The 24,450-nt window shown below is 69.9% G+C and carries 31 protein-coding genes; 12 read left to right on the top strand and 19 right to left on the bottom strand.

Annotated features, from left to right (window positions below):
• Nucleotides 1–5: 5 nt before the first annotated feature.
• On the bottom strand, nt 6–1,064 hold the full coding sequence (locus AB0F91_RS02310) for a lytic murein transglycosylase (RefSeq protein ID WP_360594013.1): 1,059 nt from the start codon (nt 1,062–1,064) through the stop codon (nt 6–8).
• A 156-nt stretch (nt 1,065–1,220) separates the two neighbouring features.
• Between AB0F91_RS02310 and AB0F91_RS02305 the strand changes: the two genes are divergently transcribed.
• Nucleotides 1,221–1,475 (top strand): hypothetical protein, encoded by a 255-nt coding sequence (locus AB0F91_RS02305; RefSeq protein WP_360594011.1) that lies wholly within the window; start codon nt 1,221–1,223, stop codon nt 1,473–1,475.
• 51 nt (nt 1,476–1,526) lie between these two features.
• Nucleotides 1,527–2,006 carry a hypothetical protein gene (locus tag AB0F91_RS02300; RefSeq protein ID WP_360594010.1) on the top strand — a complete coding sequence of 160 codons (480 nt, stop codon included), beginning with the start codon at nt 1,527–1,529 and terminating at the stop codon, nt 2,004–2,006.
• Between the two features lie 447 nt (nt 2,007–2,453).
• Here the strand turns inward: AB0F91_RS02300 and AB0F91_RS02295 are convergent, their stop codons facing one another.
• The gene (locus AB0F91_RS02295; RefSeq protein ID WP_360594009.1) at nt 2,454–2,987 is read right to left on the bottom strand and encodes a DUF501 domain-containing protein; all 534 of its coding nucleotides are present in this window, start codon (nt 2,985–2,987) and stop codon (nt 2,454–2,456) included.
• A gap of 358 nt (nt 2,988–3,345) precedes the next feature.
• Here AB0F91_RS02295 and AB0F91_RS02290 point away from each other — a divergent pair, with 358 nt between their 5' ends.
• The gene (locus AB0F91_RS02290; RefSeq protein WP_360594008.1) at nt 3,346–3,540 is read left to right on the top strand and encodes a hypothetical protein; all 195 of its coding nucleotides are present in this window, start codon (nt 3,346–3,348) and stop codon (nt 3,538–3,540) included.
• Here AB0F91_RS02290 and AB0F91_RS02285 read toward each other — a convergent pair.
• The 5 genes from AB0F91_RS02285 to AB0F91_RS02265 all read right to left on the bottom strand — a co-directional run bounded on the left by AB0F91_RS02285 (nt 3,537) and on the right by AB0F91_RS02265 (nt 6,875).
• Entirely contained in the window at nt 3,537–3,812 is a 276-nt protein-coding gene (locus AB0F91_RS02285) for a helix-turn-helix transcriptional regulator (RefSeq protein WP_360594006.1), read from the bottom strand. The genes AB0F91_RS02290 and AB0F91_RS02285 overlap by 4 nt on opposite strands.
• Nucleotides 3,812–4,303, bottom strand: a complete 492-nt coding sequence (locus AB0F91_RS02280; RefSeq protein ID WP_360594004.1) for a DUF2975 domain-containing protein — start codon at nt 4,301–4,303, stop codon at nt 3,812–3,814. The genes AB0F91_RS02285 and AB0F91_RS02280 overlap by 1 nt, the downstream gene beginning before the upstream one ends.
• Before the next feature lie 113 nt (nt 4,304–4,416).
• Nucleotides 4,417–4,779, bottom strand: coding sequence for a septum formation initiator family protein (locus tag AB0F91_RS02275; protein ID WP_360594003.1), 363 nt, complete (start codon nt 4,777–4,779; stop codon nt 4,417–4,419).
• A gap of 239 nt (nt 4,780–5,018) precedes the next feature.
• Entirely contained in the window at nt 5,019–6,305 is a 1,287-nt protein-coding gene (gene eno / locus AB0F91_RS02270) for a phosphopyruvate hydratase (RefSeq protein ID WP_360594001.1), read from the bottom strand.
• A 99-nt stretch (nt 6,306–6,404) separates the two neighbouring features.
• The gene (locus AB0F91_RS02265) at nt 6,405–6,875 is read right to left on the bottom strand and encodes a VOC family protein (RefSeq protein WP_360594000.1); all 471 of its coding nucleotides are present in this window, start codon (nt 6,873–6,875) and stop codon (nt 6,405–6,407) included.
• A gap of 72 nt (nt 6,876–6,947) precedes the next feature.
• Here AB0F91_RS02265 and AB0F91_RS02260 point away from each other — a divergent pair, with 72 nt between their 5' ends.
• Entirely contained in the window at nt 6,948–7,349 is a 402-nt protein-coding gene (locus AB0F91_RS02260; RefSeq protein ID WP_220244278.1) for a tetratricopeptide repeat protein, read from the top strand.
• Between the two features lie 162 nt (nt 7,350–7,511).
• Nucleotides 7,512–7,703 carry a hypothetical protein gene (locus AB0F91_RS02255; RefSeq protein ID WP_360593998.1) on the top strand — a complete coding sequence of 64 codons (192 nt, stop codon included), beginning with the start codon at nt 7,512–7,514 and terminating at the stop codon, nt 7,701–7,703.
• Between the two features lie 8 nt (nt 7,704–7,711).
• Here the strand turns inward: AB0F91_RS02255 and AB0F91_RS02250 are convergent, their stop codons facing one another.
• Entirely contained in the window at nt 7,712–8,425 is a 714-nt protein-coding gene (locus tag AB0F91_RS02250) for a murein transglycosylase (RefSeq protein WP_360595119.1), read from the bottom strand.
• Nucleotides 8,426–8,863: 438 nt separating this feature from the next.
• Here AB0F91_RS02250 and efeU point away from each other — a divergent pair, with 438 nt between their 5' ends.
• Genes efeU through pip form a run of 5 tightly spaced genes read left to right on the top strand, consistent with a single transcriptional unit; the run spans nt 8,864 to nt 13,577 of the window.
• The gene (gene efeU / locus AB0F91_RS02245; RefSeq protein WP_360593996.1) at nt 8,864–9,712 is read left to right on the top strand and encodes an iron uptake transporter permease EfeU; all 849 of its coding nucleotides are present in this window, start codon (nt 8,864–8,866) and stop codon (nt 9,710–9,712) included.
• Nucleotides 9,709–10,860 carry an iron uptake system protein EfeO gene (gene efeO, locus AB0F91_RS02240; RefSeq protein ID WP_360593994.1) on the top strand — a complete coding sequence of 384 codons (1,152 nt, stop codon included), beginning with the start codon at nt 9,709–9,711 and terminating at the stop codon, nt 10,858–10,860. Before efeU ends, efeO begins: the two co-directional genes overlap by 4 nt.
• Complete coding sequence (efeB, locus tag AB0F91_RS02235) at nt 10,857–12,113, top strand: iron uptake transporter deferrochelatase/peroxidase subunit (protein WP_360593993.1); 1,257 nt, start codon at nt 10,857–10,859, stop codon at nt 12,111–12,113. Before efeO ends, efeB begins: the two co-directional genes overlap by 4 nt.
• A 34-nt stretch (nt 12,114–12,147) precedes the next feature.
• Complete coding sequence (locus AB0F91_RS02230) at nt 12,148–12,558, top strand: PPOX class F420-dependent oxidoreductase (protein WP_360593992.1); 411 nt, start codon at nt 12,148–12,150, stop codon at nt 12,556–12,558.
• A 41-nt stretch (nt 12,559–12,599) separates the two neighbouring features.
• Complete coding sequence (gene pip, locus AB0F91_RS02225) at nt 12,600–13,577, top strand: prolyl aminopeptidase (protein WP_360593990.1); 978 nt, start codon at nt 12,600–12,602, stop codon at nt 13,575–13,577.
• Nucleotides 13,578–13,650: 73 nt separating this feature from the next.
• On the opposite strand, the gene AB0F91_RS02220 is transcribed toward pip, so the two are convergent.
• The 6 genes from AB0F91_RS02220 to AB0F91_RS02195 all read right to left on the bottom strand — a co-directional run bounded on the left by AB0F91_RS02220 (nt 13,651) and on the right by AB0F91_RS02195 (nt 18,824).
• A complete protein-coding gene (locus AB0F91_RS02220; RefSeq protein ID WP_360593989.1) occupies nt 13,651–14,205 on the bottom strand; it encodes a hypothetical protein in 555 nt (184 codons plus the stop codon).
• Entirely contained in the window at nt 14,202–15,527 is a 1,326-nt protein-coding gene (locus AB0F91_RS02215) for a hypothetical protein (protein WP_360593987.1), read from the bottom strand. Before AB0F91_RS02215 ends, AB0F91_RS02220 begins: the two co-directional genes overlap by 4 nt.
• Nucleotides 15,524–16,327, bottom strand: a complete 804-nt coding sequence (locus AB0F91_RS02210) for an ABC transporter ATP-binding protein (RefSeq protein ID WP_360595118.1) — start codon at nt 16,325–16,327, stop codon at nt 15,524–15,526. The genes AB0F91_RS02215 and AB0F91_RS02210 overlap by 4 nt, the downstream gene beginning before the upstream one ends.
• Nucleotides 16,328–16,348: 21 nt before the next feature.
• Nucleotides 16,349–17,125: a zf-HC2 domain-containing protein gene (locus AB0F91_RS02205; RefSeq protein ID WP_360593986.1), complete on the bottom strand. Its 777-nt coding sequence runs from the start codon at nt 17,123–17,125 to the stop codon at nt 16,349–16,351.
• A complete protein-coding gene (locus AB0F91_RS02200) occupies nt 17,122–17,703 on the bottom strand; it encodes an RNA polymerase sigma factor (RefSeq protein WP_360593984.1) in 582 nt (193 codons plus the stop codon). Before AB0F91_RS02200 ends, AB0F91_RS02205 begins: the two co-directional genes overlap by 4 nt.
• Nucleotides 17,704–18,203: 500 nt before the next feature.
• Nucleotides 18,204–18,824: a helix-turn-helix domain-containing protein gene (locus AB0F91_RS02195; RefSeq protein ID WP_360593983.1), complete on the bottom strand. Its 621-nt coding sequence runs from the start codon at nt 18,822–18,824 to the stop codon at nt 18,204–18,206.
• A gap of 137 nt (nt 18,825–18,961) precedes the next feature.
• Here AB0F91_RS02195 and AB0F91_RS02190 point away from each other — a divergent pair, with 137 nt between their 5' ends.
• Nucleotides 18,962–19,897 carry a zinc-binding dehydrogenase gene (locus AB0F91_RS02190; RefSeq protein WP_360593981.1) on the top strand — a complete coding sequence of 312 codons (936 nt, stop codon included), beginning with the start codon at nt 18,962–18,964 and terminating at the stop codon, nt 19,895–19,897.
• Here the strand turns inward: AB0F91_RS02190 and trpC are convergent.
• From trpC to AB0F91_RS02175, 3 genes are all read right to left on the bottom strand, one after another.
• On the bottom strand, nt 19,894–20,679 hold the full coding sequence (trpC, locus tag AB0F91_RS02185) for an indole-3-glycerol phosphate synthase TrpC (RefSeq protein WP_360593979.1): 786 nt from the start codon (nt 20,677–20,679) through the stop codon (nt 19,894–19,896). The two genes, AB0F91_RS02190 and trpC, sit on opposite strands and share 4 nt — an antisense overlap.
• Before the next feature lie 160 nt (nt 20,680–20,839).
• Nucleotides 20,840–21,754: a MazG family protein gene (locus AB0F91_RS02180; protein WP_360593977.1), complete on the bottom strand. Its 915-nt coding sequence runs from the start codon at nt 21,752–21,754 to the stop codon at nt 20,840–20,842.
• A 26-nt stretch (nt 21,755–21,780) separates the two neighbouring features.
• Nucleotides 21,781–22,704 carry a hypothetical protein gene (locus tag AB0F91_RS02175; RefSeq protein WP_360593975.1) on the bottom strand — a complete coding sequence of 308 codons (924 nt, stop codon included), beginning with the start codon at nt 22,702–22,704 and terminating at the stop codon, nt 21,781–21,783.
• A gap of 181 nt (nt 22,705–22,885) precedes the next feature.
• On the opposite strand from AB0F91_RS02175, the gene AB0F91_RS02170 reads away from it, so the two are divergent.
• Complete coding sequence (locus AB0F91_RS02170) at nt 22,886–23,299, top strand: hypothetical protein (RefSeq protein WP_360593973.1); 414 nt, start codon at nt 22,886–22,888, stop codon at nt 23,297–23,299.
• Here the strand turns inward: AB0F91_RS02170 and AB0F91_RS02165 are convergent.
• Together AB0F91_RS02165 and AB0F91_RS02160 are read right to left on the bottom strand one after the other, a co-directional pair.
• On the bottom strand, nt 23,283–23,498 hold the full coding sequence (locus tag AB0F91_RS02165) for a DUF397 domain-containing protein (RefSeq protein ID WP_360593971.1): 216 nt from the start codon (nt 23,496–23,498) through the stop codon (nt 23,283–23,285). The genes AB0F91_RS02170 and AB0F91_RS02165 overlap by 17 nt on opposite strands.
• Nucleotides 23,479–24,366 (bottom strand): helix-turn-helix transcriptional regulator, encoded by an 888-nt coding sequence (locus AB0F91_RS02160; RefSeq protein WP_360593969.1) that lies wholly within the window; start codon nt 24,364–24,366, stop codon nt 23,479–23,481. The genes AB0F91_RS02165 and AB0F91_RS02160 overlap by 20 nt, the downstream gene beginning before the upstream one ends.
• Nucleotides 24,367–24,450 lie beyond the last annotated feature (84 nt).

Below are 24,450 nucleotides of genomic sequence, written 5' to 3'. Positions count from 1 at the left end.
GCAGGTCAGGGTGATGGGGAGTTGCTCGTTGTGCTCGGAGGGCTGCTGCCGTCGGGCGGTGTGGAGCTCTCCTGGCCGCACGGCGGGAGACTCGGGGTGGTCGTCGGGCTCGTGCTCGGACTGTCAGGGGTTGTCGCCGGGGTGCTGTCGCTGGTCGTGGTGGTGACGCAGGTCGGCGCGGTGCTGGTAGTGGCCTCGGTCGAGGTGCTGTTGCTCGTGCTTCCGCTCGGTGGCAACGACGTCTGCGGCGGCCCGCTCGTCGGCATACTCGACACCGGTGGCGGCGGCACAGCCGGTGGCGGCGGGTTCACGCCCGCGTTGGGTGCCCCGACGGGAATCTGGCTGTCCGGCAGCGGCGCGACGCCGTTGCGGTAGGCCTCGGCCCAGAGGATGACGGTGTTCACGTAGACGTCGGAGTTGTTGTAGCGGTAGATCGCCGTGCGCAACTGGTCCGGGTTCGCGACGTCCAGGCCGCCGGAGCAGAGGTAGCGCGCCGTGGCCAGCGAGGCGTCGAACAGGTTCTCCGGGTCGGCGGTGCCGTCGCCGTTCCCGTCGGACGCGTACTGGCGCCACGTCGCGGGGATGAACTGCGCCGGCCCCACCGCGCGGTCCCAGACGGTGTCGCGGTCCAGCACGCCGCCGTCGGTGTCGGGGATCGCCGCGAAGGGCCCGGTCCCGTTGAGCTCCGGGCCGAGGATCGGCTCGAGCGCCGTGCCCGCCGCGTCGACGTACCCACCGCGCGCGTGGTTGGACTCGATCCGCCCGATGCTGGCGACCAGCGCCCAGTCGATGTGGCAGTTCGGCTGCTCGTGGGCCAGGATGTCGGCCGCGTTGTGATACGCGGCCAGCGCGGTGGCGGGGATGCCGAGGGGCCCGTTGGGCAACTCGTACGCGGGCAGTGGCAGCGGCACCGGCGACTCCGGCAGGCTGCCGTCGACGGCGACCTTTTCCACCTGGGGGTTTTGCGGGTCGTAACCCTGTTCGAGCGCGACGTCTTCGGTGTGCGTGGTCGGCAGGCCGGCTGTCCAGGCCCCGATGGCCAGCGTCGCGGTGATCGCCGGCACGACGGCCAAGATCCCGACGGCGATGGAGAAGGCGTTCCGGTGCCTGGCGGTGACCGTTCGGCCGCGGAACCGGGCTTTCCGCGCGGCGACACGCACGGCTCTCGGCCCGCGCCCCGGCGGGGCATGAGCCGGCCTTGACCAGCGGCGGGGGCCGTCTTGAGCTTCGGCTGCTTCGCCTTGTCCTTCTTCGCCGGCTTCGGCTTCGGCCGCTTCAGCTTCCGCTGTTTCTGCTTCGCCTACTTCGTCTACTTCGGCGGTTGCTCCGGCTTCGCTTTGACGTTCTTCGCCCGCTTCGGCTTCGGCCTCTGCTCCAGCTACACCGCCTACTTCAGCGACGGCTCCGGCTTCAACCTCTGCAGCCTGGGTCTCACCGGCTGTTTCGTCTCGAACCTCGCCCGCCTGGGCTTCTGATTCGCCTTCGGCTTCGCCCGCCTCGGTCAGAGCTACTTCGCCTACCTCGGCGTGGGGAGTTTCGGCCGCTTCGCCTTCGCCAGCGGCTTCGCCGAACCCATCGGCTCCAACCCCTTCACCCTCACCCAACTCGGACAGGGCCGCCTCACCTACCTCGGCGTGGGGAGTTTCGGCCGCTTCGCCTTCGCCAGCGGCTTCGCCGAACCCTTCGGCTCCAACCCCTTCACCCTCACCCAACTCGGACAGGGCCGCTTCACCTACCCCGGCGCCCGCGACTTCGAACAGTTCGCATTGGGCCGCGGCTTCGCCGAACCCTTCGGCTTCGCCCGCCTCGGCCTGGGCACCTCCATCGTCGGCGGCGCGCGCGGCTTCCGATGCCTCAGCTGCTTCAGCCGTAGCCTCTCCGGCCGCTTCGGCCCCGATCCCGGGGGCTCCACCTGCCGCTTCAGCGTCGGTCACTTCGGCTTCGCTGGTGCTGGCGAGGTCTTCGTCATTCGGCGCAGCCGATTCGCGTCGAGTTTCCCCATCTAGACCTTCGATGTCGGAAGCGGCAGATTCGGCCTTGTCGACGGTTACGGCTGGGGCGTCCCCGGCTGCGCGGCCCTCGTCAGTCGGGTCGTCCTGTTCAGACCGAGCTTCCCCGGCTGGAGCATCACTGGCGGCCTGGCCGAGGTCTGCGGCCTCCAAGTCGAGGTCGTGGCCGCGACCGTCCACATCGTTCGCCTCGGCTTCGGCCGGAACGTCGTCGCGAGTGGCGTCGCCGTGGGGTCCATTGCGGAGCTTCCGGGCGATGTGCCCGAGTCCGCGTGGCGCCCGCATGGTCCGAACCCTCCTCGGGGTCACCCGGTGGTGAGCCCGATGGTTGCCTACGTCGTGTGAAGATTCCGTACTCAGCTTGGCGGCAGGTCACCCATACGGGAACCCACAGATGCAGTAACTGCCCGCCTGTCCGGACTATCTGCACACGAGACGGGAGCGTTACCCCTCTTCGGCGGCGGCGCACTCGCCCGACGGCCAGCCCTGGGTGTGGAGCCAGGCGAGGGTCTCGTCGCCGAACGGGTTCACGCCCGGGCCCGCGGCGAGAGTGTGGGCGAGGTGGACGTGGAGGCACTTCACGCGCCCCGGCATGCCGCCGGCGGTGACCTGCGTGCCGAGGGACTCGATGGCGTCGCGCTCGGCGAGGTAGGTCTCGTGCGTGCGCAGGTACGCCGCGGCGAGCTCCGGGTCGGTTTCGAGCCGCGCGGTCATCTCCTTCATCACGCCGGACGCCTCCAGCGTGCCGACGAGCGACGTCAGCCGCGGGCACGTCAAGTAGTAGAGCGTGGGGAACGGGGTGCCGTTCTCGAGCCGGGGGCTCGTCTGCACCACCGACGGGTGCCCACTCGGACACCGCGCCGCCACGGCCCGCAACGCGCGCGGCGGACGCCCGAGCTGCTCCTTGATGATCTCCCGGTCGGCATCGGTGACCGGCTCGAAGCGGGGGGTTTCCGTGCTGCTGTTGCTGCTGTTCACGCCCCCCAGGTTAGTGCCGCCGACGACCGGCCCGGCCGCCACCTCCGCCTGGACCCCCGGCTTATCCACAACCTGGTTCCCCTGTGGACAACTCGGCCCCCGACGGCCTCGACCGCCGTTTTCGTCGGCCCCCGCCAGTAGAATGGGACGGGGACGCCCCCCTGGGAGGGCGGGGGCCTGTGGTCCCGGTGGCGGCGCTCGATTTGTGCTCGAGCGAGGCCAGGCGCGGCGGCGGATCACGAGTGTGGCTCGTCCACGCCCTCGAGTGTCGGGCGCACAACAGGCACCTTCACCGCGCTTCCAGCCAGAGGAGAATCCTTGACAGGCACGACGAAGCTTCGGCCTGGGAGCAATCATCGTGATCACGGTCGCAGCGGTGGTGCTGTCTGTCGGATCCATCGGCTACCAGGCCGATTCCGATTCCGGAAACGGGGCGAACATCGGCGCCGGCGTCGCGCTGACGTTCGGCCCCTATCTCGTCGCCCTGGGCCTGCTTTTGGGCATCGGCGCCGCCGTGGCCCACTTCACCAGCCGGGCACACCAACGCCGCTAGTCCGTGCCACTACCCGTGCCACCAGGCGTTTCCACCCCCGCCAGAGGCGCCTCAGCTTCCGTGTCAGCGTCAGCTTCCCACCGCAGCAGATCACCCGGCTGACACTCCAGTACCTCGCACAGCGCAGCCAACGTCGCGAAGCGCACCGCCTTCGCGCGGCCGTTCTTCAGCACCGCCAGGTTCGCCGGCGTGATCCCCACGCGGTCCGCGAGCTCACCCACCGACATCTTCCGTCGGGCCAGCATCACGTCGATGTCGACGGCGATGGGCATCAGATCACCTCGTCGAGCTCAGCCTGCAGTTGCGTCGCCTCGACGTCGCGCGCGACGGCCTGGGCCAGCAGCATCCGCAGGACCAGCACGATGAGCGCGACGCCCAGGATGGCCACGCCGATCCCGCCCATGATGAGGGTGACGCCGGGGTCGTCGCGCTGGCCGGGTGCGTTGATGGCCGTGACCGCGAACCACACGAGCGCGGCGCCCACGATCGCGCCGATGACGGTGTCCACGTAGCGGAAGGCGGCGGGGGAGAACACGGTGCCGCGGCGCACCATCGTCACGAGCCGCCACACGCTGACCACGGCGACCTGCACCGTCACCAGGCCCAGGATCGTGACGAGGCGCAGCGCGGTCACCGGCAGCGTCCCGCCCTCCGGATCGCTCCCGGTGACCAGGACCCACCCCATCAGCACCTGGATCAACACGGTGCCGGTGAGTACCACCGCGAGCACCGTGCGCAGCGCGTTCACTGCCAGCTTTCCCACAGGCTGTCCTCCCATCGAATGCCGATGAGAATCTATCGAATATCGATAGGTATGACAAGAAAAAAGCGGCGGGGCACCGAAGGCACCCCGCCGCTCAACCCACAACCAAGAACTCACCCACCGGAAACCGAATCCCACAGCTTCTCGTACCAAGACCCCTGCGACACCGCCGCCGGGTTGGCCGCAGGCGGCGGCGCGGAAGGCTGGTCCTCCGGCAGCTGCACGATGTACGGCGTCTCCCCCGGCTTCACGTACCGCAGCCGGCGGCGGGCTTCCGCCTCGATCTGCGCCGGGTCGCTCAGCTGGGCCTTGCGGTCACGCAGGACGTCGACTTCCTTCTGCAGCTGGGCCTGCTGCGCCTCCTGGTCACGCACTTCCGACCGTTGGCTGAGGTACGTCCGCAGCGGCACGGCGACGGTGAACGCCAGCGCACACACGACGATCGCCACCACGGCCGCGCGCCGGGTGGTCGACATGCCGAGCACCTTGGCCGCACCGGACGCGCGTTTCGCCGCGAGGCCACGGCGCAGCCGAGCCCTCGTCGTCTCCGAAGCACCAGAAGCGCCAGAAGACACAGAGCGGCGCCGGGCCGACGCGGGGCGACGGGCGCTGGTGGACCCGCCTCCCTCGGCGCGCCGCGTCCGCGTGGACCCGGCGCCGTCGGCTCGGCCTCCGCGACGGCTGCGCGCCCTCCCCCGGTCGGCCATGGAAACCCTCAGGCCTCCGCGGTGAACCGCGGGAAGGCGAGGTCGCCGGCGTAGCGCGCGGCGTCCGCCAGCGTCTCCTCGATGCGCAGCAGCTGGTTGTACTTCGCGATCCGCTCGCCGCGCGCCGGGGCGCCCGTCTTGATCTGGCCGACGCCCGTGGCGACCGCGAGGTCCGCGATGAACGTGTCCTCGGTCTCGCCGGAGCGGTGGCTCATCATCGACTTGTAGCCGTACGACGTGGCCAGCGAAACCGCGTCCAGCGTCTCCGACAGGGTGCCGATCTGGTTGACCTTCACCAGCAGCGCGTTGGCGGCGCGACGGGTGATGCCCTCCTCGAGGCGGTCCGGGTTGGTGACGAACAGGTCGTCGCCCACGAGCTGGACCTTGTCGCCGACCTCGGCGGTCAGCTGGACCCAGCCGTCCCAGTCGTCCTCGCTCAGCGGGTCCTCGATGGACACGAGCGGGTAGTCACGCAGCAGTTCGGCGTAGTAGGCCGACAGCTGCTCGGCGCTGCGCTTGGTGCCCTCGAACGTGTAGGCACCGTCGGCGAAGAACTCGGTGGCGGCCACGTCGAGCGCGAGCGCGACGTCGCGGCCCGGCACGTAGCCGGCCTTCTCGATGGCCTGCAAGATCAGGTCGAGCGCCTCGCGGTTGTTGCCCAGGCTCGGGGCGAAGCCGCCCTCGTCGCCGAGGCCGGTGGACAGGCCGCGGCCCTTCAGCACGCCCTTGAGCGCGTGGTAGACCTCGGTGCCCCAGCGCAGCGCCTCGCGGAACGACTCGGCGCCGATCGGCGCGATCATGAACTCCTGGATGTCCACGTCGGTGTCGGCGTGAGCGCCACCGTTGAGGATGTTGAGCATCGGCACGGGCAGCACGTGCGCGTTCGGCCCGCCCAGGTAGCGGAAGAGCTCCAGCTCGGCCGACTCGGCGGCGGCCTTCGCGACGGCCAGCGAAACACCGAGGATCGCGTTGGCGCCCAGGCGCGACTTCGCGGGCGTCCCGTCGAGGTCCACGAGCTTCTGGTCGACGATCCGCTGGTCCACGGCGTCGACACCCACCAGGTCCGGACCGATCTCGTCGAGCACCGCGGCGACCGCGCGCTCCACGCCCTTGCCGTTGTAGCGGCCGGTGTCCCCGTCACGCAGCTCGACTGCTTCGTGCTCGCCGGTGGACGCACCCGACGGGACAGCGGCCCGCGCCAGCGTGCCGTCGTCGAGCGCCACCTCCACCTCGACGGTCGGGTTGCCACGCGAGTCCAGAATCTCGCGCGCGCCTACCTGCTCGATGAGAGCCACGCCATGCTCCTCAGTGGGTCGTGCCTGCGGTGACGCCGATCAGAGTAGCCGTCCGCGGCTTTCACCCGTTGGAGGCACGGCCGTTCCGCTAGGTGCCCGTCAGTGGCCTTCTGAGCCCTCGGGCCGCACTTCACGCCACCCGGACGGCAGCTCGACGGTCTCCGACGTCTGCTGCCAGAACGTCCAGCTGTTGCCCCCGGGGTCCGCCACCGTGAACACGCGCGCGCCATACGGCTGGTCCTGCGGCGGCTCCGGCTCGGCGTCCTCGCCCAGCGCCGAACGCACGCGCTCGTACTGCGCGTCGACGTCGGTCACGTAGATGATGTTGAGCTGCCCGACCGGTCCCTCGACGCCCTTGGCCGCCCAGTATTCGGGACCCACGCCGGCGAGCTGGACCGTTCCGGTGCCCGCGCAGAGCGTCGCCTGGAAGACCTCCCCGGACGCGTCCTCGAACCGCACTTCCTCCCGGAAGCCGAAGACCCTGGTCAGCCACTCCAGCGCCACCGTCGCATCGGTGTAGTAGAGGTAGGGCGCCAGGCCCAGGTAGCCGGGTTCCTGTCCGCTGCTCATGGCAGGACAGTCCACCACGACCCGTCCGCCGCCTCGTGCGAGCCCCTCCGGAGCGGTATCGTCGGAGTGACCATGACGGACGCCGCAGCAGCACCAGAGCCCACCGGCGAAGACCGTTTCCGTGCCTTCCGCCAGGCCGAAGATCTAGTCGAACGCCACCGCCCGCTCGACGCGCTCAAGGCGCTCGAACCTCTGCTCGACGAGACGGACAAACCGAGCGTCCAGCTCCTCGCGGGCCGCGCGTACTTCCACTCCGCGCAGCTGCGCCGGGCGGAGCGCGCGTTCACGCGGGTCCTCGAGCTGGATCCGACGGATCACTACGCCCGCTTCGTCCTCGGGCGGACCCTCCAGCGCCTCGGCCGGTTGGCCGAGGCGCTGGCGCAACTGCGGATGGCTTCGGCGATGAACCCCGTGCCGGAGTACCTGGAGGCGATCGCGGAAGTGACGGCCCGGATCACCTTGCAGGATCGCTGACCGCCGGTCGGGCTCCGCACTTTCAGGCTCGACCTGCTGGCTGGTCAGCGGTCTCGCGGGGGTGGCCGTTCGGCGCCTCCGCTCGGCCGGTCGGCTGATCCGGCGGACCCCCCTCGCGAGCGAACCTTGAGTCATCACGGAGAACGACCCGAGGAGCTCGAGATGAACGTCTTCACCTTCATCGCCGTCTACGCCGGCCTTGCCGTCCTGCTGCTGGCGGCGCTCTCGCCGGTGATCGTCGAGCTGGACGCGCGGTTCCCGGCCCGCCGCCGCACGCGCGCCGCGGCCGCTTCGGCCGCCGCGCCGCGTCCGGCCAAGGCACTCAAGGGCACGCGGATCACCGCCCACGCCTGAGGCCCGGGTCAGGGCGCGACACTCGCCGCGGCATAGGAGTCCGCGGCCGAGAACACGCTCTGCACGTAGTCCACCGAAGCGTTGTAGAACAGCATCGCGCGCCACCACCCCGAGGGGGTGCCGAGGTCGTCGCCGCCGGAGCAGAGGTAGCGGCCGGCCGTGAAGGCGGCGTCGTCGATGTTCTGGGGGTCGGCGGGTTTGCCGTCGCCGTTGGCGCGTTCGGCGTACTTCTGCCACGTCGCCGGTGTGAAGTGCAGCGGGCCGAGTTCGTGGTCGGCTTTGCGGTCACCGTCCAGGGCCCCGGAGTCGGTGTCCGCGCCGACGGAAGCGCCGACGACAGCGGGCGTCACGTCACCCGAGGACGACACCGCCAGGGCAGGCGTGGCCAGGTGACCGACGCCCGCGAGAGTCGCCCAGGACAGGTGGCAAGCCGGCTTCTGGCGGCGCATCCACATTTCCGCGCGGCCGTACGCGGCGAGGACCCGGGCGGACAGCTGGGTCTTGCCCGCCACGCGCGAGGCCCACGCGTCCAGCTCGGCTTGGTCCGATTCCCTGGGGCGGTCGGGTGGGGCGGCCAAGCCGGCGCGTGGAGCGGAAGCACCCGATTGGGGGCGCTGCGGGGGCACCGAGAACGACGACGACGCAGCAGGCGCGGGCGGAGCGGCCGAAGGAGCCGGGTCGCGCACGCCGATCGTCACCACCAGCACGATCCCCGTGAGCACCAGCCCCAGCGACAACGCGATCCGGCTGACATAGCGACGAGGCGGAGACGCCGTCTGAGTGGTATCGGCCACCCGGACAGGTTACTTCTCTCACCTTCGCGTGACGCCGCATCGGGTGATCACGAACCCGAACGCCACGCGGCGGTTCGGCAGCCGTCCCAGCCCGCACAGGGCCCGGCTCCGAGCGAACGCTCCCCGCGGCCGCTCCCCCTCGCGAAAGGCAAGCGGACGGTTAACTCCCAGCCCCAGCCGCCCACGTCACACAATTCGTTATGGATCTGCCACCCACCCCGCTGACCTGCGGTTACCCTAACCTAACCCGACCGGGTAGTCCGATTTGCCCGATCCCGGTGACGGCCTCGGGCGTACGCTCCTCTGGACTTACAGGCAAGGCTTACCTAAAAACATCAGGTCAGGTATGCGGAGGAGGGCTGAGCAGTGGTGTTTTCGAGCGCGCTCATCGGGTTGCGCGAAGGGCTCGAGGCCGCCCTCGTGGTCAGCATCCTGGTGGCGTTCCTGGTCAAGACGGACCGGCGTCCCGCGCTGAAGTTCGTGTGGCCGGGCGTGGGCGCCGCGGTGCTGCTGTCGGTCACCGTCGGCGCGATCCTGACCTACAGCACCGCGCAGCTGAGCTTCGAGCACCAGGAGCTGCTCGGCGGCAGCCTCTCGATCGTCGCGGTCGCGTTCGTCACGGCGATGATCTTCTGGATGCGCAAGGCGTCCAAGCAGATGGCCGCGGAACTGCGCGGCAAGATGGAGGACGCGCTCAACGTCGGCCCCGCCGCCGTGCTGCTGCTGTCGTTCCTCGCCGTCGGCCGAGAAGGCCTCGAGACGGCCGTGTTCTTCTACTCCGCCGTGCAGACCGCGCAGTCGGACACGCTCCAGCCGCTCATCGGCTTCGTAGTCGGCATCGCCGCCGCGATCGTGATCGCGTACTTGCTCTACCGCGGCGCCGTGCGGTTCAACCTCGCGAAGTTCTTCACCGTGACCGGCGTGCTGCTGGTGTTCGTCGCCGCCGGCGTGCTCGGCTACGGCCTGCACGACCTGCAGGAAGCCGGCTTCATCCCGGGCCTGACCACCCTCGCGTTCGACGCGTCGAGCGCGCTGCCGGAAACCTCGTGGTACGGCGCGCTGCTCAAGGGGATCTTCAACTACTCGCAGCAGACCACCGTGCTCCAGGCGATCGCGTGGGTCGCCTACGTGGTGATCGTGCTCCCGCTCTTCCTCAAGCCCGCCAAGAAGAAAACCGTCACGGCTGAAGCCGCTGCGGCCGCTGCCAAGGAGTGACCGTGCCCCTGTCCCCCAGAACCCCGCTGGCCGTGCTGGCTGGAGTCGGCGCCCTCGTGGCCCTGTCCGCGTGCGACAGCACCAATTCCGCGTCGAGCGGCTCCGGTGCAGCGGGCCCGATCAAGGTCGAGGCCTCCGACAGCACGTGCGCCGTCGCCGTGAACACCGCCAACGCGGGCAACGTGACGTTCGAGATCACCAACAAGGGCACCAAGGTCACCGAGTTCTACCTCTACGCCGAGGGCGACCGGATCATGGGCGAGGTCGAGAACATCGCCCCCGGCCTCAACCGCCGGCTCATCGTCGAGGTCCCCGAGGCCGGCAAGTACCAGACGGCGTGCAAGCCCGGCATGGTCGGCAACGGCATCCGCGGCGACTTCACCGTCACCGGCGGCGCGCAGAAGCAGAACGACACCAACTCGCAGAAGGCCGAAGCCACCAAGAGCTACGCCGCCTACATCGCCAACAACACCGCCGCGCTCGAAACCGAGACGCAGAAGTTCGTCGACCTCGTCAAGGCCGGCAAGGTCGACGAGGCGAAGGCCGAATACGCCACCACGCGCGTGTACTACGAGCGCATCGAGCCCGTCGCGGAGAAGTTCGGTGACCTCGACCCGCTGATCGACGTGCGCGAGGCCGACCTCGAGTCAGGCCAGCAGTTCACCGGTTTCCACCGGCTGGAGAAGGACCTGTGGGTCACCGGCCTGCAGCCCGACAGCTCCCAGGTCGCCGACAAGCTGCTCACCGACGTCAAGGACCTGGTCACCAAGACCAAGACACTGCAGCTGAGCGCGCTCGACCTCGCCAACGGCGCCAAGGGCCTGCTCGACGAGGTCGCCACCGGCAAGATCACCGGCGAGGAAGAGACCTTCTCGCACACGGACCTGTGGGACTTCCAGGCCAACGTGGACGGTTCGAAGGGCGCGATCGCTTCGCTGCGTCCGATCCTGCAGGAGCGCGACCCGGCTCTGGTGTCCACTCTGGACAAGCAGTTCGCCAACGTGCAGTCGCTGCTGGACAGGACGCGTGCGGGTGACGGGTTCAAGTACTACAACCAGCTCTCGCAGGACGAGATCAAGGCGTTCGCCTCGGCAGTCGACGCGCTGAGCGAGCCGCTGAGCAAGGTCGCGGAGGTTGTGTCGAAGTGAGCGAAGAGGGCACCCGCGTCTCCCGTCGGAAGCTGTTCGGTCTAGCGGGGGCGGGGGTCGCCCTGGCCGGCGCGGGGGCGGCGGCCGGGGTCGGCATCGACAGGATCGGCGGTTCCACGGCGCAGGCCGCAGTGTCCACTGTGGACTTCCACGGCGAGCACCAGGCCGGCATCGTCACGCCGACTCAGCAGAACTTGCACTTCGCCGCGTTCGACGTGACGACGACCGACGTCGGCGAGCTGCGGCAGCTGCTGCGCACGTGGACTTCGGCGGCGCGGCGGATGACGGCCGGGCAGGAGGTCGTGGCAGGCGGCGCCGTCAGCGGCGCGGCCGAAGCCCCACCGGGAGACACAGGTGAGGCGCTGGACCTGCCCGCAGCCGACCTGACGTTGACGATCGGTTTCGGTCCGTCGCTGTTCGACGGCCGGTTCGGCCTGGCGTCGAAGCGACCGGCCCAGCTGATCGACCTGCCGCTGTTCCCCAAGGACAAGCTCGACCCCGCCCGCACCGGCGGCGACCTGTGCATCCAGGCCTGCGCCAACGACCCGCAGGTCGCCGTGCACGCCGTGCGCAACCTCGCGCGGCTCGGCTTCGGCGTCACGGAGGTCCGCTGGTCGCAGCTCGGCTTCGGGCGCAGCGCGTCGACGTCGCGCGCGCAGGCCACACCGCGCAACCTGTTCGGCTTCAAGGACGGCACCAACAACATCAAGTCCGAGGACACCGACTTCCTGCGCGACGAGGTGTGGGCCGCGGCCGGCGACGGCCAGGCCTGGATGGCCGGCGGCTCGTACCTCGTGGCGCGGCGGATCCGGATGCACATCGAGACGTGGGACCGCGAACCGCTGGAGGGCCAGGAGCAGATCATCGGCCGCACCAAGGGTTCCGGGGCGCCGCTGGGCCAGACGGCGGAGTTCGACGACGTCGACCTCGGCGTCCGCGGCGAGGGTGGCGTGCCCCTGATCGCCGACGACGCGCACATCCGGCTCGCTTCGCACCAGACGTTGAACGGGACCCGGATCCTGCGCCGCGGCTACAACTTCGTCGACGGTTCAGACGGTGTCGGCCACCTCGAAGCCGGCCTGTTCTTCCTGGCCTTCAACCGCGATACGCGCAAGCAGTACGTGCCCATGCAACAGGCGCTGTCGTCGAAGGACGCGATGATGGAGTACGTCCAACACACGGGTTCGGCGCACTTCGCGGTTCCGCCGGGCCTCACCCCCACCTCGAACTGGGGCGACGGCTTGTTCGCTTGACTTCAAGTGGGGTTGAACTTGCACGGTGGAGTGCATGTTCACCTCAGCAGAACTCGACTACCTCGCCACGCAGGGTCTCGGCCGGCTCGCCACGCAGCAGCCGAACGGGACCCTGCAGGTAAGCCCCGTGGGCTTCACCTACAACGCCGAAGCCCAAGCCATCGACATCACCGGCTACCACCTGACGCAAAGCCGCAAGTACCGCAACGTCGCCGCCAACGGCCGCGCCGCCTTCGTGGTGGACGACCGGCCGTCGCTCAACCCGATGCGCGTGCGGTGCCTGGAGATCCGCGGCCGCGCGGAGGTGCTGACCGACGTGTTCGCCCCGGACGGCCACCTCGACGGCGCGGTCATCCGGCTCCACCCGGAACGCATCATCAGCATGGGCATCGACGACGGTGATGTGCCGCCGTTGGAGATGAAGCCGAACAACCGCAACGTGTAATGCCGCCCTCGCGCCGGGCGCCGGTGCGCGATCATGTCTGCATGGCGAGTAAATCCGAGGACGGACGTTATCCGTCGACCGAGCCACACGAGACAGGCATGTTGGAGGTCGGCGACGGCCATGCGCTGTATTGGGAGGTGTCGGGCAACCCCGACGGCAAGCCGGCCGTCGCGCTGCACGGCGGTCCCGGCTCGGGGAGCTCTCCGCGATACCGGAGCTTGTTCGACCCGGACCGCTACCGCGTGGTCCTGTTCGACCAGCGCAACTGCGGGCGCAGCACTCCTTCGGCAACCGACCCGGTCGTCGACCTGTCCGCGAACACCACCCAGCACCTCGTCGCCGACATCGAGGCGCTGCGGGCCCACCTGGGAATCGAGCGCTGGCTCGTGTGGGGCGGCTCGTGGGGCGTCACCCTCGCTCTCGCCTACGCGCAGGCACATCCCGAGCGGGTGACCGAATTGGTGCTCGCGGCCGTGACCAACGGTGACCGGCGCGACACCGACTGGATCACTCGTGACATGGGCCGCGTTTTCCCGCGCGAGTGGGAACGGTTCCGCGACGGCGTACCCGCTGCCGAACGCGACGGCGACCTGTCAGCAGCCTACAGCCGGCTGCTCCACGATCCCGACCCCGAGGTCCGCGCCGAAGCCGCACGCGGGTGGTGCGAGTGGGAGGACACGCACATGTCACTGGCCCCCGACGCCGCACCGTTCCTGTCGGTGGCGGACCCGGCGTTTCAGCTGGCCTTCGCCCGCATCGTCACCCACTACTGGTCCCACGGCTGTTTTCTGGACGACGGGCAGCTGTTGCGTGACATCAAGCGGCTCCACGGGATTCCCGCCGTGTTGATCCACGGGCGCTACGACGTCAGCGGTCCGCTCAGCACAGCCTGGGAGCTGCACCGGGCCTGGCCCGGCAGTGAGCTCGTGGTTCTCGACGACACCGGTCACGGCGGCGGCAGCATGACCGCGGCGATCATCGCCGCCACCGACCGCTTCGCTCGCGACCAGAACCAGTAATCGACAGCACCGAAGCGCCGGTTGCCGTACCCGCCCCTCGTGCGAGTAGGACGACCGGCGGGCCCCAGAACACTCAGCGAGGTGCCCCCGCCGCCGAGTACGCCCCCGCGCCCGCCAGGAAAAGCGCGCCCGCCAGCCACCACGACAGCGCGACGTCCGCGGGCTGCAGCGGCCACGCCACCACCTCGTACAGGCCCTCCGGATCGTGGGGCGCGAACAGCGCCACCACGATCCACAGCAACGGGAACGTCCACCCGAACTGGCCACCGAACGCGAAAGCCGCCAGGCCGGCCAGTCCGACGAGGCCGAGGCCGTCACGCAGGATCACCGGGGCCGGGATCGCGGACGCCTGCACCGCCAGCAGGACTCCGACGGCGAGGGCGCCGAGCATGACGAGGTGCACCAGCCGCCGCGGGAACCAGCCGAACGCGGCGGTGCGGTCGAGGTCCACGTCCTGGCCCGACAGCCCGGTGGCCGCGACGGCGATGGACGCGCCGAGCGCCAGCGAGGCGAACACCACCGACCAGTCGGCGCCGGCGAGCACGCGGATCACCACCGGGCACAGCACCAGGGCCGCGAACGACGCGGGCAGCCGGCGCGAGCGGGCGTACAGCGTCAGCCACCTCATCGCGACGCTCCGGTCAGCAACGCGTACGGGTCGCCGGAGCAGGTCTGCTGAGCCTGGCGCGCCGCGGCAACGCGCGCGAGCTGCTCGGAAGCGGGCAGGGCGCGCAGCTTTGTCCACGCGTCGCGCATCGACGTGGTCAGCGAGGGGCCGTAGTGATCTGCGTCGGGCGGGGTGATCAGGTCGCCGAGGAGCCAGGAGGCGATGACGTAGCGGGCCGCCGAGCCGGTGACCGCACCGGAGCACGAAGGGGCGCTCGCGAGGATCTCGTACTCGAGGTCTCGACCGGTTGCGCCACGCAGGAGGTAGCTGTCGCGGCGCACGACGAGCTCGGACGGATCACCGGGCCCGTGGCTGACGTACTCCGAATCGGTCGTCTCCACGATGTGCGTCGGCGCGGCAGGCAGCTTTGCCAGCAGGGTCAACGCGTCCTTGCCCGGACCGGCCACAGTGGACAACCATTCGGCGTGCAGGGTGGTGACGCACACCGGACCGTCGCACACGGGCTTGCCCGCGCCGGTGCTGTCGGTGAAGTTGTCGGCCGCCGAGGCCGGGAAGAGCGGAAGGGCGACGGCCAGCCCGACGACGGCCGGCAGCACCGCGAACCAGCGCCGGGCGGCCAGCACGAGGAACCCCGTCGCGGCCAGGCCCAGGAGCCAGCACAGCTGGCCGATCGACACGGCGAGGACCGGCTCGACGAGAGCGCTGCGCGGCTGGGAAATCGTGGGCGAGAGCAGCGCGATGCGATTCGGCACCGTCTGCTGCACCGAGCTGCCGCGTTCGCCGGCGATCTGCAGCACCACGCCGACCACCAACGCCACGACCCCGGCGGTCGGGGCTGTCAGCGGGTGCGGCAGCAGGCGGCCGAAGGCGAGCCCCACGGCGGCACCTGCGACCACCGAGGCGATGCCGACCAGCAGCGGCAGCACCCACGTGAACGTGAACCGTCCGTCGTTCGCGATCACCTGCCCGAGTCCGACCGCGACGATCAAGAGGTAAGCGACCACCGCGGACAGCCCGATCACGAGCCCGACCTTCGCCGTGCGCCGCCCGACGGGCAGCGGGGTCGTGGCCAGCAGTTCCTCCATTCCGGACCGCCTGTCGCGCATCCCCTGCAGCGCCGCGCCGCACACGATGATGGGCCACAGCAGGGAAAGCAGATAGCGCGACCACAGGACCGACGGTGTCCACTGCAGGTTCCACGCCACGGCGTCTCGCGACCACGGCCCGCTGAACAGGAAGAAGAACCCCAGCCCCACGGCCAGGAGCACGAACAGCAGCCAGGGCGCGATCGTCCGCCGCGCCTCGGTACGCAGCACGCTCACCACGAACCCCTCCCCCGGTCGTGGTTGAGCAGCGCCGAGTAGCCACGCTCGATGGGGCTGTCGCCGATGTCTTCGGGAGTGCCCGCGGCGGCCAGCTGGTCGGGCGTGCCTTGGAAGACGAGCTTGCCCTCGGCGAACAGCACCACGTCGGTGCACGCCGTGGCGACGTCTTCCACCAGGTGCGTCGACACGACGACACACGCGTCCTGCCCGAGCTGCGCCATGAGCTCGCGGAACCGCACGCGTTGCGCCGGGTCGAGGCCCGCGGTGGGCTCGTCCAGCAGCAGGATCTGCGGGTCGTTCACGATGGCTTGTGCGATGCCGACGCGGCGAACCATGCCGCCCGACAGGGTTTTGAGTTTGTCGTCGGCGCGGTCGGCCAGCCCCACGCGTTCGATCGCGCGCTGCACTGCGGCGGGGATGTCCTGTTTGGACATCTCTTTCAGCCACGCCAGGTACTCGACTAACTCACGCACCGTGAACCGCTTGTAGTACCCGAACGTCTGCGGCAGGTACCCGATCCGCCGGCGCAGGCGGCGCTGGTCGATGTGTCCCCCGACTGACTCACCGAGCAGCGCCAGCCCGCCTTCCGCCGGCCGCAGCACCGTCGCCAGTGCTCTGATCAGCGTGGTCTTGCCGGCCCCGTTGGGCCCGAGCAGGCCGTGGACTCCCTTGCCCAGGGACAAATCCAGGCCGTCGACGGCCATTTTCCGCCGCCCCACCCGTACTTTCAGCGCTTCCGCTTGGATTTCCCAGGTATAGGTCGACGGAGCGACCTCAGCGGCTTCGACTGCCCGCATGTCCATTGTCCCCTTCCTCCCTCAGTGGTGCGCGCCGAGCCGGGTGAAAGCGCTCCGGCGGAGCACCACCACCACGGCAGTCAACGCGAAGATCCCGCCCCAGACCGGGAGCGATCCCGGTTGCAGTGCGAACGAATGCCCCTTGGCCAACGTCGGCAGCACCAGCACCGCGAGCCACGCGGCCACCAGCACCAACGCCGCCCGGCTCACGCCGATGAGCCCGCCCAGCGCCAGGGTTCCCGTGGTGAACGCGAGGCTCGGCAACAGCGCCAGCCCCAGGTTCGTGCCGGTGACCCAGCCCGCGACCAGCAGCACGGGAACCACCGCCACCAGCACCGCCGTGGTGCGGCGGAGAACCAGGTCCAGGCCGGCCCGCGGGCTGGCGGCGACCAGCTCGTACGCCGGGTCGAGGCCGCGTGACCACGACGCCGCCACGCCCAGCACCGGCAGCACCGGTGCGAAGATCTGGACGAACGACAGGTTGCCCTGGAATCCACGGTCGAGCACCACGGCCACGACCGCCACCAGCACCGTCATCACCAGCCACGGCAGCATCACCGGGGTCGCCCAGCTGCGGAACTTGAAGCGACTGGGTACGGGTTGCGGTTCGGTGGCGAGCTGGGGCTGGAGTCCGTTCCAGACCTCGGCGACCATCGGGTCCGATGTGGACAGTTGCGCCAGCCGCGCGCGGCAGACGGCACACGTCTCCAGGTGGGCCTCGGCGGCCCACTCCTCGTCGCCCGGCAGCGTGCCGCCGTCGAGGTAGCCGGTCAGGAGTCGATCGGAGACGTGTTTCATGTCAGTGCCTCTCGCATGGCGATCCGCGCGCGGCGCGCCCGCGTCTTCACAGTTCCTTCCGGCAGCCCGAGCAGCACGGCGGTCTCCCGGACGGACAGCCCGTCGAGCACCATCGCCTGCAAGACCTGCCGCAGCTCCGGGGCGAGTGAGCGCAACGCGTCGCCGACCTCGTCGCCGACGGTGCCCTTGAGCGCTTCCTCCTCCGCGGCCGGCGCGGTGACGTCGACCTCCGTCACGGTGGGCACCTGCGTGTGCTGCGCCCTCCGCCGAAACGCGTCAACCAGCCTTCTCGCGGCGATCGTCCAGACCCAGCCGACCGCCGACCCGCCGGCCGCCGCCCCCGCGAACGACCCGGCCGCCCGCCACACCGCCAGGTACGTCTCCTGCATGACCTCGGCGACCACCTGCTCATCCGCACAGCGGCGCCTCAACCGCACCGCCAACCACGGCGCCGTGCGACGGTAGAACTCCTCGAACGCCGCCCGATCCCCCCGCGCAGTCCGGCGGACGAGCTGCTCCTCGTCCACCTCTGGCGCGGGCTTCTGGTGCTTCACATCAGGCAAGACGCCGCGAATCATCCCACGGTTCTCGTGATTGTGTGGTTTGGGTCACACCAGTGGATGCAGGGCGTGCTGGTCGCGAGTGAGGCGTTGCGGCGGGGGTGACGCCGAAGGTATGAACCCGCCCGGGCGGTGAAGCGGCGCGAAGCAGCGGCGGACCAGGCGGCGTAGCTGCTCCGGCGTGTTCGCTGCGCCGCGGGAATCCGGCGTTGCCACGCGAAGGACGTGCGCGGCAGACCAGCCCGTCGCCTGCGGGCCAGGGATGTCGGCCGCTCGGCGCAGCGCTCCGCCATCGGGAAGGCAGAACCCGTCAGCCTGCGCAGGCGCGTTGGGAACACCTGTGGTCACGCCACTGCACAGGAGGGCATGCGGGCGGCAGGCGACAGCTGGGGAGTGACGCGGAAGGCCTGGACCGCCCGGGGCGGCGAAGCGGCGATCTGCCCCCACGCGGCCACAGCGCCACAGAAATTCGGCGCTGGAACCCGTCGGCCCGCGAAGGCGGGCCGGCTCCGCCGTGGTCACACCACCGGTTGCAGAGGCATCCGGGCCGCAGGTGGCAGCGGTGACAGCTGCGGACTGGCGCGGAAGGCCTGGATCGCCAGGGCGGCGAAGCGCCGTGAAGCGGCGACGCGGATGGCGGGCGAGGTGGCGTGGATGCCGTTGTTGGCCATGAGGACCAGAACGAGGTCGTCGACGACGAAGTCGGGGCGGAGGTGGCCCGTGGTTTTGGCGCGGCGGGCCAGTTCGGCGATCGAGGCGAGGGCGGAGTCGCGGGCGGTGGTGAAGTCGAAGGCGCGCGGGAAGCGCGAGAGGAAGGCCCCGGTGAAGCCGCGGTCGCGGGCGTGGACGTCGAAGAGTTTTTCGATGACCAGGCAGAAACCGAGCCACGGGTCAGGGCTGGCCAGGCCCTCGTCGACGATCTGCCGGCACACCTGGAGCTGAGCAGCGAAAGCCGTGCCCGCCAGGTCTTCCTTGGTCGGGAAGTGGCGGTAGAGCGTGGCGGGGCCGACGCCGGCGCGACGCGCGATTTCGCGCATCGGGACGTCGAGGCCTTCGGTCGCGAAGACCTCGCGGGCCGCGGCGAGGATGCGGTCGCGGTTGTCGCGGGCGTCAGAGCGGACTGGGCGCGGGGCGTCCACGGGGGAAGCAGCACCGCCCGTAGCAGCGGGGCCGGGGCGCGGGGTCTGAGGCAAACGAGCCGTCACGCTCTCACTTTAGCCGAAACGGACGCCCCCGTCCGTTAGCGTCGGAAGCCGTACGAGAGGAGAACACGCAGGTGAAAGCAGTGGCGATTCAGGAGTTCGGGCCGGCCGCCGGGTTGCGGGTCATCGAAACACCGGAGCCCACACCCGGTGCGGGTCAGGTGCTGATCGAGACCGAGGCCATCGGCGTCGGCGGGGTCGACGCGGTGATCCGGCGCGGCACGCTCGGCAGTTACGGCTTCAAGCCCGGCCACATCCCCGGCAGCGAGGTCGCCGGGACGGTCATCGCGGTCGGCGCGGGCCTGGACGAAGGGCTGAAGGGCCGGCGCGTGTGGGCGTTCACCGGCACCGGCGGCGGGTATGCCGAGAAGGCGGTGGCCAGCGACTTCCTGCCCATCCCCGAGACTCTGACCAGCGAAACCGCCGTGGCGATCGGCACGTCGGGAGCCGTCGCGCATTTCGCGCTGGCCCATGCGCACTTCAAGCCCGGCGAGTCCGTGCTGGTGCGTGGGGCGGCCGGGAGCATCGGGGTGTCGGCGGTTCAGCTGGCGGCGAGAAACGGCGCCGAAACCGTGGCCGTCACGACCTCGAACGAAGAGCGAGGTGCGCGCCTCCGGCAACTTGGCGCGACGGAAGTCCTCGACCGCGCGGGGACCGGCGAAGGCAAGTACGACGTCATCGTCGACCTGATCGCCGGCCCGAACCTGCCGGACTTCTTCGACAAGCTCAACCCGAACGGCCGCCTGGTCGTCGTCGGCGTGGTCGGCGGGATGCCGCCCGGCGACTTCGCCGCGAAGCTCCTGCAGAACTTCCAGAAGTCGTGGGCGTTCATGACCTTCAGCGCCGACACCGTGCCCCGCGAAGAACTACAGGCCGTGCGCCTGGAGCAGTTCGACGACGAAACGTTCCACGGCGTCGTCCACGAAACCCTGCCGCTCGACCAAGCCGCCCTCGCCCACCAGAAGATGGACGACGGCGAAGTCTTCGGCCGGATCGTGCTGAAACCCTAAGCGTTGGCCGCCTGGATGAAGTCGCGGACGGACGTCACCGGGTCACCCGAGCGCACCAGCGCCTCGCCAACCAGGACGACGTCCGCACCCCAGCTGCGGTACTCCGCGACGTCGCCCGGGCCGGCCACGCCCGACTCCGCCACGCGCACCCGGTCCGCGGGAATCTGCGGGCCCAGCTCCTTGAACACGGTCCGGTCGACCTCCAACGTCGTGAGGTCGCGCGCGTTGATCCCCAGCACCTGCGCGCCGGACGCGACCGCGCGCTCCAGCTCGCCGGCCGTGTGCGATTCCACCAGTGGCGTCAGGCCCAGCTCCACCGCGAGGCCGTGCAGGTCGCCGAGCAGCGAGCCCTCCAGCGAGACGACCATCAGCAACGCCAGGTCCGCCCCGAACGCTCGCGCCTCCCACAGCTGGTACGGCTCCACGATGAAGTCCTTGCGCAGGACCGGCACGCCCACCCGCGCCCGCACGGCTTCGAGGTCCGCCAGCGACCCGCCGAACCGGCGGCGCTCCGTCAGCACGCTGATGGCCGCCGCGCCGCCCTGCTCGTACTGGCCCGCCAGCGCGGCCGGGTCGGTGATGTCGGCGAGCGCGCCCTTGCTCGGGCTCTTGCGCTTCACCTCGGAGATGATCGACACGCCGGGCGCGCGGAACGCGGGCAGCGGGTCCCGCGTCGGCGGCAGATCGCGGACGCGCGCCTGCAGGTCGGCCAGCGACGTCGACCGCTTGCGCTCCTCCAGATCCTCCCGGACACCCTCGAGGATCCCGTCCAGCACGCTCATACCCAACTCCTCCGCCAACGACCGCTCAGCCACCATCGTCGGTCCACCCGGGACAGAAGGCACGCGGGAGTGCGCGCGATCACTGCGTGACATACCGCCCAGGGCACACTGCGTGGCCGAAGAGACGCCGACCGCGCCGGACCAGAACCCAAAATGTCCGTTACGGCCAGAACTTCCGCCAGCCGTCCGCTTCCAGAGTCGACGGTTCCACGCCCGCGTCCCGCGCCGCTTCCTCAGCCGCCCGGATATCGCGCGCGAACTGCTTCGCGACGGCGCGCAGCTCACCCTCCGGATCGGTGCCCGCCCGGCGCGCCGTGGCCGCAGTGCGGAACAGCTGCGCCGCCGGGTCCGAGCCGGCCGGGAACAGGTCCAGCGGAATTCCCGCCCTCCCGCTGCGTTGCCCGAGCTTCGCGGCCAACGCGACGGCGGGCTGACCGAGCGCGACACCGTCCACAATGGAGCGACGCTGCTTCTCCGCCTGCTTGAGCTCTTCCCACTTCAGGTTCTGCTGGTCGACCGTGGCCACCTTCGCGGCGTTGGCGAACACGTGCGGGTGCCGCCCGACGAGCTTCGCCGTCAACGCCCGCGCGACGTCGTCGATCGTGAACGGATCCTCGGTATCCTCCGCGGCCACGCGGGCGTGGAAGAGCACCTGCAGGAGGACGTCGCCGAGCTCTTCGCGCAGGGCCTCGCGGTCGTTCTCCTCGATGGCGTCGAGCAGCTCGTAGGTCTCCTCGACGAGGTACTGGCGGAGCGTTTCGTGCGTCTGCACCGCGTCCCACGGGCATCCGCCGGGAGAGCGCAGGCGGTCCATGACCTCGGCGGCTTCCAGCAGCGGCGCCACCGGAGCCTCGATCACGCGCGCGCCCGCCGCCACCAGCGCGGCAGCTTCCGGCGACGACACGGACCCGGCGATCAGCACGAAATCACCGGAAACACCGGACGGAACCGGCGAAACCCCGAACGCCGACGCATCGACGTCCGAAGCTGCGTACACCGCGGCGCCACGCAACAACCCCACGGCCGCGGCCGGAACGGTCGCCCCGTGCGCGACCACCACCACCGGCCCGGTCACGGCTGAACGAGCCATTGCTGAATCAGTCACTGCTGAGCCGGAGCACTACCCCGGACCGGCAGCACGATGCCCTGGAAGCTGTTCGCGTTGGCCGCGAGGTCCATGCCGACCGGGTCCCAGACGCCGTAGCGCGGGTTGATCTTGAAGTCCACGTCGTTCACGTACGGCTGGAGCAACCGCACTCCGATCGCCCCGATCTGGTCGGGCGTCGGCTGCTGGACCTGGTCGGTCGCCACCGGCTTGCCGGTGGCGCGCTGCCGCACGACGGCCGTGACCCACCACGTCGGTGCCGACGTCGGGTTCGGCTGGAACGCGATGGCCGTGTTCGCCGGGACGCCGAACAGCACCGTCGCGGCGTCCTCCGGTGACGACAGCGCCGGCGCCTGCTGCCCGACGTTGCCCTGCGCGCCGTTCTGGATCTCGGCTTGGATGGCATTGGGGTTGGCCGCGTACTCCTCGGCCTTCGCGATGGCCTGGCTCCGCGCGGTCGCCGCGTCGATGGCCGGCGCTTCGCTGTCGGACGTCGGCGCACCGATGCTCGTGTAGTCGAAGTTCACCGACAGCGTCGGCAGGTACTTCGCCGCGAGCTTCTGCTCCAGGTACTGGTCGGTGATCGCCTCGCGGTGGTCGCGCACGCGCCAGACGAGCTGCGTCACGGCCGCGGGCTGGTCCTGCGCGAGGTTCTCCGGCAGCGCGCCGGCCAGCGGGTCACCCTGCGACATCGCGGCGGAGATGGCGGCGTCGTCGGTGGAGAGGCCTTCCTTCTGGGCGGCCTTGTGCACCACCGCGTGCAGCAGCTGCTGGCGCACGATCTCCCGGCCCACCAGGTCGAGCTTGTGCTGCGCGGCGAGCTGCTGCGCGTACGGCTGCTCCTGGACGGCCTTGTCCAGGAGGTTCTGCACCTGGTCGATGGTGGTGACCTGGCCGTCGATGACGGCCGCGGTGCCCACCTGGCTGGGCCCGGCGCCGCACCCGGCGAGCAGAAGGCCACTGGCAACTACACCTGCCAGCGCGCTAGACCGTTTCTTCGAGCCGAGGCGCCCCATGATCCGCATCACAGGCCATACCCTCTCACACCGCCGCCCCTGAAACGCAACACCATCGGGGTGCGCGAAGCATTATTGTCGACAAATGGACTCATGGTTGTCGATCGAGGTTCTCGACGGGAAGTTCGCAGCGCACAGCTGGCAACGCGCGCACGGCGACAACCTCACCGAAGCCGCCCTGACTCACGGCGCCGGACAGTGGACATGGCACGTCCACCGCTGGGGCGTCACGCTCGAGATCGAGTTCGCCACGGAGGCGCAGCGCGACCGGTTCCGCGGGTTGCCCGCCGTGACGGCCGCCCTCGACGCCGTCCCCGACCCCGAGCGCGGCCTGCTCGTGTACCCCGGCCGCGGCGGCGGCTCGGGCTCACGCGTGCCGCGCCACCCCCGGCCCCTGCCGAGGGCCGACGCGGGCGCGGTGCCTACACCGAAAGAGGAAGTCCGTTTACAGCTGGCAACAGGTGAGCCGCCGATGTTCCAGCTCAGCTCAATCGGCTGAGGAGTTCACGCCAAGCGACCGCGGGGACGGTGAGGTGGCCGGCCTCTCGGTCCTTGGTGTCTCTGACGCGCACCTCGCGACCGGTCGCCACCTCAACACAGTCACCCGCGTTGAGGCTGTAGGGGCCCTTGAGCCAGCCGACCTCGACGCAATCGCCACCGTTTGAGCTGTAGCTGCTCTTACGCCAATCGAGGAACATCCTGCCGCGCTCCAGGTGAGTAGAGGTCCGTCGCCAACCTGGCGTCAAGTTCCCTCGATTCTGCCTCACCGAGCGCAACATCACCAAGGCGCTTCAGAACGCCTTGGTACGCCTCGACCTCCTCTGCCTTCTCAAGAAAGAGCGATGTGATCTCGCTGTCGATGTATGCGACTGGTCTGAATATGTCGGAGCTGATCAGCTGAAACTGGCCCGCCACTCCCGGATGACCACCTGCGTGCGCAGGCACTACCCGGATGCTGATGTTCGAGCGCACTGAAAGCTGCAGCAACTGGTGAAGCTGACCGGACATCACAGCCTTATCCGCTTGCCCAACCGGCAACCGCAGCACGAACTCACGCAGGTAGAACTCGAAGTTCACCGTTGCGCTCTTCGTGAGGATGACCTGCCGCGACATTCGAGCGAAGACTCGCTCATCGACATCGTCCCGCTTCGGAACATTGCCGGTCTCCGTGATCAGTGCGCGGGCGTAGTCCGGAGTCTGCAGCAAGCCCGGCACGACCGAGCCCTGATAAGACGAGATCGACGTGGCGCGTTCTTCGTGCCACACCAAGGTCTTCACCTGCACCGGCAGGTTTGGGTAGGTCTCCAGCAAACCGGGCTCGTCGAGGTCGTCACACAGGGCGTAGATCTCCGCGGCCTCGTCGCCGATCACGCCCATGAGCGTGAGCATCTTGACCACGTCGATGTACTTGCTGCCGCGTCGCCCGTGGAACATGTTGGAGATGCGGGTGGGCGGCCAGTCCAGGCGCCGCGCCATTTCGCGCACACCCCAGTGGTGTTCCGCCATCAGCTCGCGAAGGCGGACTCCCAGCTGGCGACTGCGCACGGTCGTCGGGCGATCAAGCATGCGATCAAGGCTACGGTCGCAACCGGTTCCGCTCCAGCGTTTCCGCTGGTAGTTCGCCCGAAGAGGCGCGGTGTCCCCGGCTCA

Source organism: Amycolatopsis sp. NPDC023774, from assembly GCF_040639695.1.
In the GTDB taxonomy this organism is placed as follows: domain Bacteria; phylum Actinomycetota; class Actinomycetes; order Mycobacteriales; family Pseudonocardiaceae; genus Amycolatopsis.
This window is presented reverse-complemented; position numbering and strand designations above follow the sequence as displayed.